Here is a 19844-nt window from a genome sequence, read left to right on the forward strand (position 1 = left end):
GCGAGAAGTTTATGCTGAGCGTAGCCGAAGTGAGCCCTAGTAGGCCAACGTAAATTTAAACCCTTGCTTTAATTAGTGAGGGTTTTTTGTTTTTAGGATAAAAGTTTGTGGGCGAGAAATTGTCAGACTTTATACGAAGTTTGTGTTCAGTTTGTCTGTTGTGTTCAAGTTAGGTAAGGTCGAATTGGCTTTTAAAGGCGCACTTGAATTAAGCGTTAAATGTCTAAGTTGTTAAGGTTTTTTGTTTGTAATCAAATAAATTGTTTCATGGATTTATCCTAAAATCCTTTAAAAATCAATAAAATATTATATATTTGCAGCGTTGAAAGGCGAAAAATTAATTGAGGGGACGGAAAGTCCCCTCTTTTTATACTAAAAAATGTTGCGAACAAAAGTTTTAGAACTACTAGAAGGCGCGTTGCAAGAACGTTCCGATTTATTTTTAATCGATTTTACCATCAATACCGAAAATCATATTAAAGTGATTATTGATGGTGATAACGGTGTTTTAGTAGAAGATTGTATTTTTGTAAGTAGAGCCATTGAGCATAATTTAGATCGTGAAGAAGAAGATTTCTCGCTCGAAGTTATGTCGGCAGGCGCCACCGCACCATTAGTGCATAATCGTCAGTATAAAAAAAATCAAGGCCGAACGCTAAAGGTAAAAACAGCTTCAACCGAAATTGAAGGCGAACTTACCCAAGCAAACGATACCGAAATAATCCTAAACTGGAAAGTGCGCGAGCCAAAGCCAGTAGGTAAAGGTAAAGTAACAGTAAAAAAGGAAGCAAAAATTCCTTATCAAGATATTATAGAAGCAAAAGTTATGATAAAATTTTAATTGAGTTATGGAAAATGTCGCGTTAATAGAATCTTTTTCAGAATTTAAAGATGATAAGCTAATTGACAGAGTTACGTTAATGGCTATTTTAGAGGACGTATTTAGAAGCGCCCTTAAAAAGAAATATGGAGACGATGATAATTTCGATATTATTGTAAACCCAGATAAAGGCGATTTAGAAATTTGGAGAAACAGAATTGTGGTTGCTGATGATGAAGTTGAGGATGAAAATCAAGAAATATCATTAACCGATGCTCGTAAAATTGAACCAGATTTCGAAGTAGGAGAAGATGTGTCTGAAGAAGTGAAATTAATCGATTTAGGTCGTCGTGCTATTTTAGCATTGCGTCAAAACTTAATTTCAAAAATTCACGAACACGACAACACTATTATCTATAAGCAATTTAAAGATTTAATAGGTGAAATTTATACCGCTGAAGTACATCATATTCGTCATAGAGCAGTTATATTGTTAGATGATGAAGGTAATGAAATTGTGCTTCCAAAAGACAAACAAATTCCATCAGATTTCTTTAGAAAAGGGGATAACGTAAGAGGTGTAATTGAAGCAGTAGAGCTTAAAGGAGCAAAACCAGCTATTATTATGTCGAGAACCTCGCCATTATTTTTAGAGAAATTGTTCGAGCAAGAAATACCAGAAGTTTTCGATGGTTTAATTACCATTAAAAATGTGGTTAGAATACCAGGAGAAAAAGCAAAAGTAGCGGTAGATTCATATGATGATAGAATCGATCCAGTAGGCGCTTGTGTTGGTATGAAAGGATCTCGTATTCACGGTATTGTACGCGAATTAGGAAACGAAAATATCGATGTAATTAACTACACCAATAACTTACAGTTGTTCATTACTAGAGCGTTGAGTCCTGCACGTGTTACTTCTATTAAATTAGATGAAGAAAATAAACGTGCCGAGGTGATTTTAAAACCAGAAGAGGTAAGTAAAGCTATTGGTCGTGGCGGACATAACATTCGTTTAGCTGGTCAATTAACTGGTTTCGAAATTGATGTGTTTAGAGAAGGCGCCGAAGAAGACGTAGAACTAACCGAGTTTTCAGATGAAATTGAAGGTTGGATTATTGAAGAGTTTAGTAAAGCTGGATTAGATACCGCAAAAAGCGTTTTAGAGCAAGAGGTAGACGATTTAGTGAAACGAACAGATTTAGAAGAAGAAACTATTATCGACGTTATTAGAATTTTAAGAGAAGAATTCGAAGAATAACATATATATTTGAGTATTTTAAAGGCAATTTATGGCTGAAACAATAAGATTAAATAAAGTATTACGCGAACTTAACATTTCTTTAGATCGTGCTGTGGAGTTTTTAGACTCCAAAGGTGTCGAAATAGAGAAGCGTCCCACAACAAAAATTTCAGAAGAAACATATAAAATTCTTTCTGATGAATTTGAGACCGACGCGAACAAAAAAGTGAAGTCGCAAGCAGTAAGTGAAGCAAAGCTAAAAGAAAAGGAAGATTTGCGTATTAAGCGCGAAAAAGAACTTGAAGCTAAGCAAAAAGCCCAAGATGAAGCCCGCGAAGCTCAAGAAAAAGCGCAGCAAGAAGCGCAAAAAAATGAGGTTGTTAAAGCCACTAAAACGCTTACTGGACCAAAACAAGTTGGTAAAATAGATTTAGAACCTAAAAAGGTAGAAAAGCAACCAGAGCCCGAAGCGCCTAAAGCTGAAACTAAAAAGCCAGAAGAGCCTGTTAAAAAGGTTGAAGAAACACCTAAAGTAGAAGCGCCTAAAGCAGTAGAGAAACCAGAGGTAAAAGTTGAAGCACCTGTTGCAAAACCAAAAGCAACAGAAGCGCCTAAAGAGGAAGCTCCAAAAACCGAAACGCCTATTTCTGGTGGTCGTGTAAAAACCCAGTATCAAAAGCTTACTGGTCCTAAAATTGCGGGTGATAAAATAGATTTATCACAATTTAATAAGCCTAAAAAGAAAAAGGACGATAAGAAAACCGATGCCAAAGATGGTGCTGGTGCTCAAAATAAAAGAAAACGCCGCAGAATTAGTAAAACAGGTGGCGGAGCGCCAAACGATAACAGAGGCGGAAACAATAATAATAACAATAACAGAAACGATCGCTTTAAAGGTAAAGGACGCGGGAGAACCGTAGTTAAAGAAGAGCCTAGCGAAGAAGATGTTAAAAAACAAGTACGTGAAACGCTTGAAAAACTTCAAGGTAAATCTAGTAAAGGTCGCGGAGCTAAATATCGTAGAGATAAACGTGACCAACATAGAGACCAAACCGAAAGAGAATTACAAGCCGAAGCAGCAGAAAGTAAAATATTAAAAGTAACCGAGTTTGTAACGGCAAGTGAGGTTGCAACTATGATGGATGTTGGGGTAACTCAAATTATTTCGGCGTGTATGTCGTTAGGAATGATGGTAACCATGAACCAACGTTTAGATGCTGAAACCTTATCAATTGTAGCTGAAGAATTCGGTTATAAAGTAGAGTTTGTTACTGCCGATATCGAGGAAGCTATTGAAGAGGTTGAAGACAAACCAGAAGATTTATTACCACGTGCGCCAATTGTTACCGTAATGGGACATGTCGATCATGGTAAAACATCGCTGTTAGATTACATTCGTGAAGAAAACGTAATTGCGGGAGAATCTGGTGGAATTACACAGCATATTGGTGCCTATGGTGTTCAATTAGAGAGCGGACAAAAAATTGCTTTCCTTGATACACCGGGTCACGAGGCCTTTACAGCAATGCGTGCTCGTGGTGCTCAAATTACCGATATCGCTATTATTGTAGCTGCTGCCGACGATGATATTATGCCGCAAACAAAAGAAGCAATTTCGCATGCGCAAGCTGCGGGTGTGCCAATTGTTTTCGCAATAAATAAAATAGATAAACCAGATGCTAACCCAGACAGAATTAAGGAAGGTTTAGCAAATATGAATCTTTTAGTTGAAGATTGGGGTGGTAAAATTCAATCGCACGATATTTCGGCTAAATTTGGTACTGGTGTAAACGAATTACTTGAAAAAGTATTACTTGAAGCCGAACTTTTAGAGCTCAAAGCAAACCCAGAAAAACCAGCAATTGGAGCTGTGGTTGAAGCTTATTTAGATAAAGGTCGTGGTTATGTATCTACAGTATTAGTGCAAGCAGGTACACTTCGTGTTGGCGATTATGTGTTAGCTGGTCAACATAGTGGTAAAGTAAAAGCAATGCATGATGAGCGTGGACACGATGTGGCAGAAGCTGGTCCGTCAACGCCAGTATCTATTCTTGGTTTAGATGGTGCACCACAAGCGGGTGATAAATTTAATGTATTTGAGGATGAGCGTGAAGCGAAACAAATTGCTGCTAAACGAGCGCAGTTACAACGTGAACAATCAGTAAGAACGCAACGTCATATTACACTTGATGAGATTGGACGTCGTATTGCTTTAGGTGACTTCCAAGAGTTAAACATTATCCTTAAAGGTGATGTGGATGGTTCTGTTGAAGCCTTAACCGATTCGTTCCAAAAACTATCAACCGAAGAAATTCACGTAAATATTATACACAAAGGCGTTGGTGCCATTACCGAAAGTGATGTATTGTTAGCTTCGGCTTCCGATGCGATTATTATCGGATTTAATGTGCGTCCTGTTGGTAATGCAAGAGCTATAGCAGATAAAGAAGAAATCGATATCAGAACATACTCAATTATCTACGATGCTATTAACGATCTTAAAGATGCTATGGAAGGTATGTTATCTCCAGAGCTTAAAGAAGAAGTTACAGGTACCGCAGAAATTAGAGAAATATTTAAAGTCTCTAAAATTGGTAGCATTGCAGGATGTATGGTTACTAATGGTAAGATATTTAGAAACTCTGGTGTGCGTTTAATTCGCGATGGTGTTGTAGTTCATACTGGTGAGTTAGCTTCATTAAAACGTTTTAAAGACGATGTAAAAGAAGTATCGAAAGGCTACGATTGTGGTATGCAAGTTAAAGGTTATAACGACATCAAGGAAGGCGATATTATTGAAGCCTTCCACGAAGTTGAAGTTAAAAAGAAGTTGTAATTTTTACAATTTTATAAAATAGAAATAACCGTTTAGGTTGTATTATTAAGGTCGGAAAATTATTTCCGACCTTTTTTTGTTTTTTTATTGAAGGTAAATTTTAAAAGCTCAAAAAATGCTAATAACCATTAAAGAGCAAGAGTGTCCCCTATAAAAAGGGGGGGGTCAGGGGTGTGTTACTTCAAATAGCAATCAATTAAAAAACAAGTAGGAGTGTTTTCTTTAAAAAACGAGAGTAAGCGTTCTGCTATTTTTCAAAACTCTATTCCGAAATTTATGAAGGACATTTGTTTTTAAATGATTATGGTAAGTTGTCTTTAAAATCGTAACTCCTAAAAAGGAATCAGCAAGAGTGTCCCCTCTAAAAAGAGGGGAGTCAGGGGTGTGTAATGATGGAATAGCTTGAGGTAAGCTGAAATGAGTGTATATTTTCCATAAAAAAGACGAGTCGAAGTAATGTATCAAATCCACTACCAAAACCTTTTCATACAAAAAAAAGCAACCAAGATAAAATCTCAATTGCTTTATAATTTTCGATAAACGGTTTTAGCGTGTTTTAGCTTTTTTTTGGTTTAAAAATAAACGCACTTGGGAATGTTTTCTTAATCGATTTTAAAGCTCTGTCGGCTTCTAATCGTGTTCTAAAATTGCCAGCCCAAACTTTAAAATTTGGTGCTTCATATTGTAATGTAGGGTGCCAACTGGTGTACACTTCGCTAAACTCTTTTTGCGCAGTTTGAGCACCATTTCTATGACCCGAATATACTTGAATTTTATAACGTTCCGAATCGGTTTCGTTGGCGTTAATTTCCTTTTTTATAGCCAGTAATTCTTTAATTTTAGGGTCTTCATTTATGGTTATTGTTCCTTCTTGAGCAAATAAATTATTATGGCTTAAAGCTAACATGCTTAAGGTTAGCAAAATGACTTTTGGGTTTAATACTTTCATTACTAGATGGGTTTATACAAATGTATACGTTATTAATTAAACTACGGATTATTTTTTTATTTAGATTCGCTCTAAATTAATAATTAACACATATTGAACATTTATAAAATGGACTTTAAGTGTTACTTTTGCGAGAGATTTTAATTGATTTATTCTTTTTAACCATAAGAAAAAATCATACCAAAGTTTAGAAGTTAATTCAACCAATAATATGAAACAGGTGATTCACCGAAAATTAAGTAAAAACTTACTTCGTTCAAGCTTAATTATTTTATTAGCGTTTACAACTGTTCTTTCTGCGCAAGAAGGAGATCCAGCAAAAGGAAAATCATTATTCAATGCCAACTGTGCGGCTTGTCATCAACTTGATAAAAAAATGACAGGGCCAGCACTTCGTAATGTCGAACAGCGTTTAGCTGACGATGAAGGCTTAGATCGTGCTTGGATACACGCTTGGGTTCGTAACAGTCCAGGAGTTATTAAATCTGGCGATGCATATGCTAATAAAGTGTATAACGAATTTGGTGGAGCTGCTATGACAGCTTTTCCACAATTATCAGACGATGATATCAATAACATTCTAGCGTACACCGCGCAGGAGAAAGCGGCACCAGCTCAAAATGCAGCGGTTGCTGTTACGGGTACTGATGGTGGTGGTTCTACAAGTGGTGTGTCTAACGAAATTGTTTTAGGAGCTTTAGCGGTATTGTTTATTTTACTTGCTTTGGGGCTTTATTTAGTAAACAAAACATTACGACGTTTTGCAGCTGCTCAAAATATTGAGTTGCCAGAAACCGCAAAAAGAACACCGCTTTGGAAAGCGTTTGTGCAAAATCAATTTTTAATGATTGTTGTTGCGATTTTCTTTTTGCTTTCTAGTGCATATTTTGTTTACGGTTACTTGTCGCAAGTTGGGGTAGATCAAGGGTATCAGCCTGTTCAGCCTATTCATTTTTCTCATAAAGTGCATGCTGGTGATAATGGTATCGATTGTAAATATTGTCACTCTTCAGCTCGAGTTAGTAAAACTTCAGGTATTCCATCTTTAAATGTTTGTATGAACTGTCATAAGTCGATTTATGAGTACAATGGAGAAACATCTCCAGAGTATTCTAAAGAATTCTATGATGGAGAAATACAAAAGCTTTATGCTGCGGCAGGTTGGAATGATGCCGATCAAAAATATACAGGAGAATCTAAACCAGTAAAATGGGTTCGTATTCATAATTTACCAGACTTTGCTTATTTTAATCACTCACAGCACGTTACTGTTGCTGGTGTTGAGTGTCAAACTTGTCACGGTCCAGTTGAGGAAATGGAAATTATGTATCAACATGCACCATTAACAATGGGATGGTGTATTAACTGTCACCGTGAAACTAATGTTGCGGTAAAAGACAATGCTTATTACGAGAAAATTCATGAAGAATTATCTAAAAAGTATGGTGTTGAAGAGTTGACAGCGGCTCAAATGGGTGGTTTAGAATGTGGTAAGTGCCACTATTAATTAACAAGAAGTAATTCAATTATATAATATGTCATCAAACAAGAAATACTGGAAAAGTGTTGAAGAGCTTAACGAGAATAGCTCTATTGTTGAGACGCTAAAACAAAACGAGTTTGTAGAAGAAATTCCTACTGATGAATTTTTAGGAGATAAAGAAACATTAGAGTCTACATCTACAACCCGACGCGATTTCTTAAAATATATTGGTTTTAGTACGGCTGCGGCTTCGTTGGCAGCTTGTGAAGGGCCAGTGAAAAAATCTATTCCATACGTAGTGCAGCCAAAGGAAATTATTCCTGGAGTAGCTAACTATTATGCGACTACAATTGCAAATGGTTTCGATTTCGCTAGTGTTTTAGTTAAAACCAGAGAAGGTCGTCCCATTAAAATTGAAAACAATTCGCTTGCAGGTACTCACGGAAGTGCTAATGCAAGAGTTAATGCCTCTGTTTTAGGTTTATACGATAGTTTGCGTGTTCAAGGGCCGAAACAAGACGATAAAACTATTTCTTGGGGTACGTTTGATGCCGAAACTACAAAGCAATTAACCGAGATTGCTGCGGCAAACAAAAATATTGTGTTATTAACACAAACTTTTGCTAGTCCATCTACCGATAAATTGATTGCTGAGTTTTCTGAAAAATACGGTAATGTGTCTCATGTTGTGTACGATGCTGTTTCAGAATCTGCGGCATTAGATGCGTATCAAGCGAAATATGGAGAACGCGGTTTAGCCGATTACGATTTCTCTAAAGCCATGACCATAGTTTCTGTTGGTGCAGATTTCTTAGGCGATTGGCAAGGTGGCGGATTTGATTCTGGTTACGCTAAAAACAAAGTGCCGAATCATGGGAAAATGTCGCGCCATATTCAATTTGAGGCAAACATGTCGTTATCTGGTGCAAATGCAGATAAGCGTGTGCCTGTAACACCTACCGAGCAAAAATTAGCATTAGCTAAATTATATACATTAATAGTTGGCGGATCGGTTTCTGTAAATTTACCAGAACATATTGATGCGGCTGTTAAAAAAGCGGCTGCCGAACTTAAGGCTGCAGGAAGTAAAGCAGTTGTTGTAACTGGTTTACAAGATGTAAATGCACAAACCTTGGTTTTAGAAATTAACCAAGTATTAGGTAGTAAGGCTTTTAATCCGTCTACACCTATAAAAACAAGACAAGGTAGCAATGCGCAAGTAGCGCAATTAGTTACCGATATGAAAGCAGGTAAAGTAGCTGCGATTATAATGAGTGGTGTTAACCCGATTTATACATTACCAAATGCTGCTGATTTTGCTGAAGGTTTAAAGAAAACCGAACTTTCGATTGCCTTTTCATTAAAAGAAGATGAAACGTCTTCTTTAACCAATTACATAGCGGCGGCTCCTCACTATTTAGAGTCTTGGGGAGATGTTGAGCTTAAGAAAGGTCATTTTGCCTTAACACAGCCAACTATTCGTCCGTTATTTGATACAAGACAATTTCAGGATGCTTTATTAAAGTGGACTGGTAACGATGTATCGTATCACGATTACATTAAAAATACTTGGAATAGTGATGTTCTTGGAGGAGCTTCTTTCAATCAAGCACTTCACGATGGTGTGTTTACATCAGTGGCTTATGCTTATAACGGTGCTTCATCAAAAACAGTAACTACTTCCGAAACGTCTTTAAAGGATAAAAAAGAAAGAACTTGGGTTGGTGGTGTTATTCATGGCGCAGCCGTGGGTATTGGTTTAAAAGAAGAAGATAAAGACGAATACATTACAACAACTAAAACATCTACAATAGCTGGATCAACGACTGTTAATGGTGTTAATGTTGTAAGTGGTGTAGCTGCAGCAAAAGCATTAGCGTCATCTGCAAAATCTAATGGATTAGAGCTAGTTTTATATTCTAAAACTGGTATGGGTGATGGTCAACAAGCTAACAACCCATGGTTACAAGAGTTTCCAGATCCAATTTCTCGTGTTTCCTGGGATAACTATTTAACAGTATCTAAAAGTGATGCTGAAAAGTTAGGTTTAGAAAACGTTCACGTTGCTACGGGAGCTTTAGATGGTAGTTATGCCGATGTAACCGTTAACGGTGTTACTTTAAAGAATGTGCCGGTGTTAATTCAACCAGGTCAGGCTAAAGGTTCTGTTGGTATTTCATTTGGTTATGGTCGTAAATTAGGGCTTAAGGACGAAATGAAAACAGGTGTTAACGCATACGAGCTTTATAATAATTTTGAAACTGTTCAAGATGTTACTGTAAAAGCAGCATCAGGAATGCATGAATTTGCATGTGTGCAGTTACATAATACTTTAATGGGACGTGGTGATATTTTAAAGGAAACAACCCTTGAAATTTTCAATACTAAGGATAAATCGCATTGGAATCCAATTCCTGTGGTTTCATTAAATCATGAAGAAACACCTGTAACATCTCCAGATGTGGATTTATGGGATGAGTTCGATCGTTCAATAGGGCATCATTTTAACTTGTCAATCGATTTAAATGCTTGTACCGGTTGTGGTGCTTGTGTTATTGCTTGTCATGCTGAAAATAACGTACCTGTTGTAGGTAAAGAAGAAGTACGTCGTAGCCGCGATATGCACTGGTTACGTATTGATAGATATTATTCTTCAGATGATACATTTGAAGGTGATAACGAAAAGAAAGATGGTTTCTCTGGCTTATTTGGAGATAACGGATCGTTAGGTGGATTTGGAGAAATGGAACATCCAGCCGATAATCCTCAAGTATCTTTCCAACCAGTAATGTGTCAGCACTGTAATCATGCACCATGTGAAACCGTTTGTCCTGTAGCGGCAACATCACACGGTCGCCAGGGTCAAAACCACATGGCTTATAACCGTTGTGTTGGTACACGTTATTGTGCAAACAACTGTCCTTATAAAGTACGTCGTTTTAACTGGTTCTTATATAACGGTAATGATGAGTTTGATTATCATATGAATGATGACTTAGGGCGTATGGTATTAAACCCAGATGTTGTTGTACGTTCTCGTGGTGTTATGGAAAAATGTTCGATGTGTATTCAAATGACACAAAAAACAATTCTTGATGCAAAACGCGATGGTCGCCAAATTAAAGATGGTGAATTCCAAACAGCATGTTCTGCGGCTTGTAGTAGTGGTGCTATGATATTTGGAGACATTAACGATAAGGAAAGTAAAGTTGCAAAACTTAAAGAAGATAACCGTATGTATCACTTATTAGAACACGTAGGTACTAAACCAAATGTTCAGTATCAAACTAAAGTGAGAAATACAAAAGAAGCATAAATCTAAATTAAAGAATCAATTATATAATTATGGCGTCTCATTACGAAGCACCTATTAGAAGACCTCTAGTAACAGGCGAAAAATCATACCACGACGTAACTGTGGATGTAGCTAAGCCAGTTGAGGGAAGAGCAAATAAACAATGGTGGATTGTTTTTGGAATTTCACTTACCGCTTTTCTTTGGGGAATTGGATGTATTTTATATACCATATCAACGGGTATTGGAACTTGGGGTTTAAATAAAACCGTAGGTTGGGCTTGGGATATTACAAACTTCGTTTGGTGGGTAGGTATTGGTCACGCAGGAACACTTATTTCTGCCGTACTTTTATTATTCCGTCAAAAATGGAGAATGGCAATTAACCGTTCTGCAGAAGCAATGACGATTTTCTCGGTGGTTCAAGCCGGTTTATTCCCAATTATTCACATGGGTCGTCCATGGTTAGGATACTGGGTGTTACCAATTCCAAACCAATTTGGTTCGTTATGGGTTAACTTTAACTCACCATTACTTTGGGACGTATTCGCAATTTCAACGTATTTATCGGTGTCATTAGTATTCTGGTGGACTGGTTTATTACCTGATTTTGCAATGTTACGCGATAGAGCTATTAAGCCTTTCCAAAAGAAAATTTATGCTTTATTAAGTTTTGGTTGGTCTGGTCGTGCTAAAGATTGGCAACGTTTTGAGGAAGTATCTTTGGTACTTGCAGGTTTAGCAACGCCATTAGTACTTTCGGTACATACCATCGTATCGTTTGACTTCGCCACATCGGTTATTCCAGGTTGGCATACTACAATTTTCCCACCATACTTCGTTGCTGGTGCGGTATTCTCTGGATTTGCTATGGTAAACACGCTTCTTATTATTATGAGAAAAGTGTGTAACCTTGAAGATTATATTACAGTACAACACATTGAGTTAATGAACTTAGTAATTATGATTACGGGTTCTATTGTAGGTGTGGCATATATTACTGAGTTATTTATTGCTTGGTATTCTGGTGTAGAATACGAACAATATGCGTTCTTAAATAGAGCAACAGGTCCTTATGCATGGGCTTACTGGATGATGATGTCTTGTAACGTATTTTCACCTCAGTTTATGTGGTTTAAAAAGCTAAGAACAAGTATTATGTTCTCGTTTATCATTTCAATTGTGGTAAACATAGGTATGTGGTTTGAGCGTTTTGTAATTATCGTAACTTCATTACACCGCGATTATTTACCATCTTCATGGACGATGTTCTCGCCAACTTTTGTTGATATTGGTATTTTTATCGGGACGATAGGTTTCTTCTTTGTATTATTCTTATTATACTCAAGAACCTTCCCTGTAATTGCACAAGCAGAAGTAAAAACAATTTTAAAATCTTCAGGACAAAAATATAAGAACCTAAGAGAAGCAGGTAAAAGTTTAGTAGGTACGGGTGCGGATGCAAGAACATCAAACCTTGATGGTGCTGTTGAAGTTAAAACTGAAGTAGCCGAAGTATCTGAAGAAGAAAAAGCAGAACGTGTAACAAGCCTTTTAGGAACTATTGGTTCTTTTGATGCGGCAACACAAACTGCCGACGATTTAAAGAAAATAAGTGGTGTTGGACCTAAAATGGAAGAAGTGTTAAATAGCATTGGTATTTATACCTTTCTTCAAGTTAGTAAAATGACCAAGAATGAATACGACTTGTTAGACAGTATTACGGGTTCTTTCCCAGGAAGAGCAGAACGTGATGATTGGTCTGGTCAAGCTAAAAATTTAATAAACTAAACATAGTCAATGGAAGCTTCAAAAGTTATTCACGCTATTTATAACGATGACGATGTATTAATGTCTGCAGTTAAAAAAGTACGTGCAGCAAAACATCACATAGAAGAAATATATACACCATTTCCAGTTCATGGGCTAGATAAGGCTATGGGATTAGAAGGTACAAGAATTGCAATTTGTGCGTTTTTATACGGATTGGTTGGTTTAACTGTGGCAATTACCATGATGAATTTCATTATGATTGAAGATTGGCCTCAAAACATTGGTGGTAAACCAAGTTTTAGTTACATCGAAAACATGCCAGCATTTGTACCAATTATGTTCGAGCTTACCGTATTTTTTGCGGCTCACTTAATGGTAATAACGTTTTACTTACGTAGTAGAATGTGGCCATTTAAAAAAGCCGAAAACCCGGATCCAAGAACAACTGATGATCATTTCTTAATGGAAATAGGTGTTCATGGAAACGAAGATGCTTTAGAAACTTTATTAAAAGAAACTGGAGCGGTAGAAATTAAATTAGTTGATAAAGCCCATTAATATAAATATGAAAAGCTTAATTAAAATAATAGTAATAGCAGTTGCTTTTGTAGCTGTATCATGTAAAAAAGATTCTGCGCCTAACTACCAGTTTATGCCTAATATGTATGAATCTGCAGGTTACGAAACTTACGGTGAGGCAGCCTTTAAAAACGGTGTTGAAGCGCAATTACCTGCCGAGGGTTCCATTCCACGTGGTTTTGTTCCTTTTGATATAGAAAATTCAACCGAAGGTTATGAATTAGCAAAAGCCACTTTAAATAGTCCTTTAGATTCAACTGCAGTAGATTTAGAAAGAGGTAAAGCATTATATAATATTTACTGTGGTATTTGCCATGGAACCAAAGGTGACGGACAAGGAAATCTTGTAAAAAGAGAAAAAATCCTTGGTATTCCTAGTTACGATGATGCGGGTAGAGCCATTAATGCAGGTAGTATTTACCACACCATTTATTATGGTAAAAACGCTATGGGTTCTTATGCAAACCAATTAAATGAAGAGGAGCGTTGGCAAGTTGTTAGCTACGTTTTAAAACTGAAATCAGATTTAGAAAAGTAAGATAAGTTTAGATATGTACACATTTTCAAGTAAATTAAAGATATTTTCTATCGTTCTAATAATTTTAGGAGCGATAGGTGTTGGAATTGGTTTTTCCACGTCTCATAAATCTTTTGAAGAAGTTGAAACCTTACTTGCAGAAGAATCTCACCACGGTGGTGGTCATGGCGAAGTTGATGCGCATCATGCACCAGCTCACGATACTCACGCCGAAGAAGCTTCACATGGTCATGATGAACACGCTGAAGCAGGTGCACATGGCGAAGTTGATGAACATGCTAAACATATCGAGCACGTTCAACACCAAATAGCAAACCGTCCTTGGTCTGCATTATATGTGGCAGCTTTCTTTTTTATGATGATTGCTTTAGGTTGTTTAGCATTTTATGCTATTCAAATCGCATCGCAAGCAGGTTGGTCGCCAGTTCTATTCAGAGTTATGGAAGCTATTACAGCTTATTTATTACCTGGAGCAGTAATTGTTTTAATAGTTGCAGCGGCCTCACATTATATTGGTCATAACAATATTTTTATCTGGATGGATCCAGACGTAGTAGTACACGATAAATTAATTCAAGGTAAATCGGGTTGGTTAAATGTTCCTGGTTTCTTGATAAGAGGTATTATTTTTATTGCAGGTTGGAGTTTATACCGTCATTTTGCCCGCAAGTTTTCTATTGCTCAAGATAATGCCGAAGATAAAAGTAACTTTAAAAAGTCTTTCCGTATTGCAGCAGGATTCTTAGTATTCTTCATCTATACTGAATCCATGATGTCTTGGGACTGGATTATGAGTGTTGATCCCCACTGGTTCTCTACTTTATTCGGATGGTATGTATTCGCTAGTATGTTTGTTAGTGGTATTACAGCTATTGCTTTAGTTACACTATACTTAAAATCTAGAGGTTATTTAGAGTTTGTTAATGCAAACCATTTACACGATGTGGCTAAGTTTATGTTTGCTATTAGTATTTTCTGGACTTATTTATGGTTTTCGCAGTTTATGCTTATTTGGTACTCAAACATACCAGAAGAGGTAACATACTTTATTTCTCGTTTCAACGATTACCAATTACCATTCTTAGGTATGGTGGTGTTAAACTTTGTTTTCCCAATATTAATGTTAATGAATGCAGATTATAAGCGTATGCCTTGGTTTGTAGTTATGACAGGTATTGTGATTTTATTTGGTCACTACATCGACATTTTCAATATGATTATGCCTGCAACCGTTGGAGACAGATGGTCTATTGGAATTCCTGAAATTGGAGCTATTCTACTTTTTGCTGGATTATTTATTTATGTAGTATTTACAGCATTAACAAAAGCGCCTTTGCTTGCTAAAGGGTATCCACTTATAAAAGAAAGTGAAGAGTTTCATTATTAATTAAGATATAAATAAAGACGAACGAAACAATGACTGCTTTATTAACAATTGTAATTTTAGTATTTATATTAATTGCCATTTGGCAAATGGTAAAGATTTTCGATTTAGCCCAAGCTAAAACCGAAAATTCTCAAGTCGCTACCGATAAAGACAACACGCTTAACGGTTATTTAATGATGGGCTTCTTAGCTTTTATTTACGTCATCACAATAGTTTGTGTGGTTAAATGGGGAGATTTACCATTATTATCAAACTCAGCTTCAGCGCACGGTCCAACTATCGATAATTTAATGACGATTTCATTAGTTATTATCTTTTTGGTTCAAATTATAACACAATTCTTACTACACTATTTCGCATTTAAATATAAAGGTGAAAAGGGGAAAACAGCATTATTCTTTGCTGATAACAATAAGTTAGAAGCTATTTGGACTATTATACCTGTAATTGTATTAGCTGGTTTAATTATTTACGGATTAAATACTTGGATTAACATTATGGGTGTTGATGAAAGTGATGATCCGATGGTAGTAGAACTGTATGCACAGCAATTTAACTGGAAAGCAAGATACGCTGGTGCCGATAATACTTTAGGAAAAGCTAACGTACGTTTAATTGATATTGACAGAGCTAACATTTTAGGTTTAGATGAAGCTGATCCTAATGCTCAAGACGATATTATAACTACTGAATTACACTTACCTGTTGGTAAACCAGTATTATTTAAAATGCGTTCGCAGGATGTATTACACTCTGCTTATATGCCTCACTTTAGAGCACAAATGAACTGTGTTCCTGGAATGATTACTCAGTTTGGTTTCACACCAACAGTAACTACCGAAGAGATGAGACAAACACCAGATATGATTGAGAAAGTTCAACATATTAATGAAATTAGAGTTGAAAAAAGCGAGGCTTTAATCGCTAAAGGAGAAGATGCTTTAGAGCGTTATGAGTTCGATTACTTATTACTTTGTAACAAAATTTGTGGTAAATCGCACTACAATATGCAAATGAAAATAGTGGTTGAAACTCAAGAAGAGTACGACGCTTGGATTAAAGAACAAAAGGAATTTAAAAACTCTCTAATTAACTAATAACTAGATTTAACAAGATATAAGATTATGTCAGCACACGAAGATAATCACGCTCACGACGACCACGGACATCATCATAAAGAAACGTTTATAACTAAATACATTTTTAGTATAGACCATAAAATGATTGCTAAACAGTATTTAATTACTGGTACCATTATGGGTATTATCGGTATTATGATGTCTATCATGTTCCGTATGCAAATTGCATGGCCAGAAGAGCCTAACGTTTTATTTGAAGCGTTATTAGGTAAATGGGCGCCAGATGGTGTAATGGATGCCGATATTTATTTAGCATTAGTTACTATACATGGTACTATTATGGTATTCTTTGTATTAACTGCTGGATTAAGTGGTACGTTTAGTAACTTGTTAATTCCATTACAAATTGGAGCACGCGATATGGCTTCAGGGTTCTTAAATATGGTATCGTATTGGCTATTCTTTTTATCTAGTGTAATCATGGTCATATCTTTATTTGTTGAAGCTGGACCTGCTGCTGCTGGATGGACAATTTACCCGCCTTTAAGTGCCTTACCAATGGCTCAAGGAGGTTCTGGTGCAGGTATGACGCTTTGGTTAGTATCGATGGCTATATTTATTGCATCATCATTATTAGGGTCGCTTAACTATGTGGTAACCGTTTTAAACTTACGTACCAAAGGTATGTCTATGACTAGATTACCGTTAACTATTTGGGCGTTCTTTATTACAGCTGTAATTGGTATTATTTCGTTCCCTGTATTATTATCTGCAGCGTTATTATTAATTATGGATAGAAGTTTTGGTACCTCATTCTTCTTATCAGATATTTTTATTCAAGGTGAAGTATTACATTACCAAGGTGGTTCTCCAGTATTATTCGAGCATTTATTTTGGTTCTTAGGTCACCCTGAAGTATATATTGTATTATTACCAGCTTTAGGTATTACTTCCGAAATCATTGCAACAAATTCACGTAAACCTATTTTTGGTTACCGTGCAATGATTGCTTCAATTTTAGCAATTGCATTTTTATCAACCATTGTATGGGGGCACCATATGTTCGTTTCTGGTATGAATCCTTTCCTAGGTTCGGTATTTACATTTACAACTTTATTAATTGCTATTCCTTCAGCTGTAAAAGCCTTCAACTATATAACAACGTTGTGGAAGGGTAATTTACAAATGAATCCAGCAATGTTATTCTCAATTGGATTAGTGTCAACTTTTATTACAGGTGGTTTAACTGGTATTATATTAGGAGATTCTGCTCTAGATATTAACGTTCACGATACGTATTTTGTGGTAGCTCACTTCCATTTAGTAATGGGTATTTCTGCTTTGTATGGTATGTTTGCAGGTATTTACCACTGGTATCCTAAAATGTTTGGTAGAATGTTAAACAAAAAATTAGGATATTTACATTTTTGGGTAACTGCTATATGTGCTTATGGTGTATTTTTCCCAATGCACTTTATAGGTATGGCTGGTTTACCACGCCGTTATTATACAAATAGTAACTTCCCGTTATTCGATGATTTAGCCGATGTAAACGTGGTTATTACAATATTCGCTATTGTTGGTGGGGCATTTCAGTTAGTGTTCCTTTATAATTTCTTCTCTAGTATTTTCTACGGAAAGAAAGCAGAACAAAACCCATGGAAATCCAATACTTTAGAGTGGACAACGCCAGTAAAACATGTTCATGGTAACTGGCCAGGTGAAATTCCTCATGTACACCGTTGGGCTTACGATTACAGTAAACCAGGACACGATGTAGATTTTGTGCCTCAAAACGTACCTTTAAAAGACGGAGAAGAGGAACTACAACATTAAAATAATTCTTACATTATATTTGAACCCGCTATTTATAGCGGGTTTTTTCGTTTAAAGACTTTTTTTTCGGGTTGAAATGTAAATTTTTTTGTCAAAATCGATAAAATGTAAAAAAAATCAGTTAAATTGCATCGCTAAATGAATTCAACCTATGTTATTTTAACATATTTAACATTTGTTAAGCTATTAACCAATATCAAATTAACCAAATCTATGAAAACAAAATCCCTTGTAAGGTTTCCGAGGCTTATTGGATCCTTTATTATGGTGTTTCTTTGGACAGCTTTTTCTTTAAATGCGCAATGTCCAACAGTAACAAACCCTACGCCACCACCTATTTGTGATGCTGCTGGTTATACTTTTTCCGATTTAAGTTCAGATTATGTTACCGACGGCGGAAACGGCATCGTATGGTATGATGCTGATTCTGGTGGAAGTTTAATTAATAACAACCAATTAGTAGAAGAAGGTACCTATTACGCTGGCGATAATTCTGGTTCTTGTGGTACGCGTCAATCTATAGTTGTTACGTTTCAAGTAGGAGCTACTGGAGAAAACTTCGATCAAATTTACTGTAGTAACGAGAATGCTACCGTTCAAACTTATATAAGCGATGTGTTAAGTTCCGAAATTCCTTCGGGTGGTAGCGTTGAAGTATATAATGATCCCGCATTAACCGATCAAGCCAATCCATCCGATGCTTTGCCTGGTGGAGCTAAAAGTTATTATATCGTTTTTGTAGACAATGGAGGCTGTAAAAGTCAAATTGAAGTAGGGCAAGTAGGTGTATTTGATGCGCCTGAAAATCCTGCACCAGCAAACCCACAAACCTTTTGTTCCGATACTAATCCAACAGTAGCCGATTTAAATCCTGGGACTGCAGCAACTAATTATAGCTGGTATGCAAATGTTGATGGTTCTGGAAATCCAATTCAGCCGGCTTTATCGCCTAGTACAGTATTAAGCGATGGTAATACCTATTACATTCAAATAAATAGTTTCTTTTGTACAAGTGATGCTGTACCTGTTTTGGTAGAGATTGATGATCCGGTTGATGCTGGTTCGTCTGATAGTTTAGAATACTGTAACGATAATTTACCTGGACCGTTCAACTTATTTGATGAGCTTGGAGATACCCCAGAAACTACTGGAACATGGTCTGGGCCTGTTACGACCTCGAACGGTTATCAAGGAACTGTTGATATTAGTACTTTAACCGCAGCAGGAGACTATGTTTTTACATATACTGTTTTAAGTAACAACGATTGCCCAGACGCAACTGCTACGGTTACTATAACCGTGAATGAAACCTTATCGTCGGGGAATGTTTCAGCATCAAATCCACAATCTTTTTGTGTGGCCGATTTACCTGCAAGTTTCGATTTATTTACTTTAATTGAAAATTATGATGCAGGAGGTACCTGGACTCAAGGTACTTCGAGTTCCGATCCTGTTGTAACCTCAACCATTAATTTAACTGGTTTTACAAGCGGAACATATAGTTTTACATATGCGCAAAATGTGGCACCAAATCCGTGTCCAGAAGATATTACTACAGTTCAAATTATTGTTTTAGACGATCCGCACGCTGGTGTAGCCGTTAATCAAACATTTTGTGAAAACGATTTAGCCTCTAATTCGCCATTCGATTTGTTTGATGCTTTAGATGGTTCGCAAGATAACGATCTTGGTTCTTGGACAGATGCTTCCGATAATACAATTAGTAATAATTTAGATTTAACGACGCTTAACCTAGCAGGAAGCCCATATACTTTTAATTATACAATTGATAATGGAACCTGTTTAGATACAGAAACTATCACTATAACCGTAGAAGAAGCTCCAGAATCAGGAACGGCTAATACGCCAGTAGAATTTTGTGAAGGTACGGCGCCATCAACTTATAATTTATTCGATTTATTAGAAGGCGAAGACCAAGCGGGTACATGGAGCGATGATGATGCTTCGGGTGCTTTAACAGGAGATACCGTAGATTTATCAAGTTTATCTCCAGCAACATATAATTT

13 protein-coding genes are annotated in these 19844 nt (G+C 36.4%); 12 read left to right on the plus strand and 1 reads right to left on the minus strand.

The genetic code is table 11. The annotated features are described in order from the left end of the window. Positions 1 to 379: 379 nt before the first annotated feature. The 3 genes from rimP to infB are packed head-to-tail and all read left to right on the plus strand — an operon-like array spanning position 380 to position 4899. Positions 380 to 841: a ribosome assembly cofactor RimP gene (gene rimP, locus PK35_RS09395; RefSeq protein ID WP_044626466.1), complete on the plus strand. Its 462-nt coding sequence runs from the start codon at positions 380 to 382 to the stop codon at positions 839 to 841. 7 nt (positions 842 to 848) lie between these two features. Next, the gene (nusA, locus tag PK35_RS09400; protein WP_044626467.1) at positions 849 to 2081 is read left to right on the plus strand and encodes a transcription termination factor NusA; all 1233 of its coding nucleotides are present in this window, start codon (positions 849 to 851) and stop codon (positions 2079 to 2081) included. 31 nt (positions 2082 to 2112) lie between these two features. Continuing rightward, positions 2113 to 4899: a translation initiation factor IF-2 gene (gene infB, locus PK35_RS09405; protein ID WP_044626468.1), complete on the plus strand. Its 2787-nt coding sequence runs from the start codon at positions 2113 to 2115 to the stop codon at positions 4897 to 4899. Positions 4900 to 5455: 556 nt separating this feature from the next. Here infB and PK35_RS09410 read toward each other — a convergent pair. Beyond that, the gene (locus PK35_RS09410) at positions 5456 to 5848 is read right to left on the minus strand and encodes an SPOR domain-containing protein (protein ID WP_044626469.1); all 393 of its coding nucleotides are present in this window, start codon (positions 5846 to 5848) and stop codon (positions 5456 to 5458) included. Between the two features lie 211 nt (positions 5849 to 6059). Here PK35_RS09410 and PK35_RS09415 point away from each other — a divergent pair, with 211 nt between their 5' ends. The 9 genes from PK35_RS09415 to PK35_RS09455 form a co-directional block, all read left to right on the plus strand. Next, entirely contained in the window at positions 6060 to 7355 is a 1296-nt protein-coding gene (locus tag PK35_RS09415; RefSeq protein WP_044626470.1) for a c-type cytochrome, read from the plus strand. A gap of 28 nt (positions 7356 to 7383) precedes the next feature. Beyond that, positions 7384 to 10647, plus strand: a complete 3264-nt coding sequence (locus PK35_RS09420; protein WP_044626471.1) for a TAT-variant-translocated molybdopterin oxidoreductase — start codon at positions 7384 to 7386, stop codon at positions 10645 to 10647. A 29-nt stretch (positions 10648 to 10676) separates the two neighbouring features. Continuing rightward, on the plus strand, positions 10677 to 12416 hold the full coding sequence (nrfD, locus tag PK35_RS09425) for an NrfD/PsrC family molybdoenzyme membrane anchor subunit (RefSeq protein WP_082048565.1): 1740 nt from the start codon (positions 10677 to 10679) through the stop codon (positions 12414 to 12416). A 9-nt stretch (positions 12417 to 12425) separates the two neighbouring features. Then, positions 12426 to 12956, plus strand: a complete 531-nt coding sequence (locus PK35_RS09430; RefSeq protein WP_044626472.1) for a DUF3341 domain-containing protein — start codon at positions 12426 to 12428, stop codon at positions 12954 to 12956. A gap of 7 nt (positions 12957 to 12963) precedes the next feature. Further along, positions 12964 to 13515, plus strand: a complete 552-nt coding sequence (locus PK35_RS09435; RefSeq protein ID WP_044626473.1) for a c-type cytochrome — start codon at positions 12964 to 12966, stop codon at positions 13513 to 13515. Positions 13516 to 13528: 13 nt separating this feature from the next. Then, entirely contained in the window at positions 13529 to 14902 is a 1374-nt protein-coding gene (locus PK35_RS09440) for a quinol:cytochrome C oxidoreductase (RefSeq protein WP_044626474.1), read from the plus strand. Positions 14903 to 14931: 29 nt separating this feature from the next. Next, positions 14932 to 15999 (plus strand): cytochrome c oxidase subunit II, encoded by a 1068-nt coding sequence (locus tag PK35_RS09445; protein WP_044626475.1) that lies wholly within the window; start codon positions 14932 to 14934, stop codon positions 15997 to 15999. 27 nt (positions 16000 to 16026) lie between these two features. After that, positions 16027 to 17817 carry a cytochrome c oxidase subunit I gene (locus tag PK35_RS09450; protein WP_044626476.1) on the plus strand — a complete coding sequence of 597 codons (1791 nt, stop codon included), beginning with the start codon at positions 16027 to 16029 and terminating at the stop codon, positions 17815 to 17817. A 213-nt stretch (positions 17818 to 18030) separates the two neighbouring features. After that, positions 18031 to 19844 (plus strand): hypothetical protein (locus tag PK35_RS09455; RefSeq protein ID WP_131474406.1); only part of this gene is annotated, 1814 nt, incomplete at its 3' end.

Source organism: Neotamlana nanhaiensis (assembly GCF_000943555.1).
Lineage (GTDB): Bacteria > Bacteroidota > Bacteroidia > Flavobacteriales > Flavobacteriaceae > Neotamlana > Neotamlana nanhaiensis.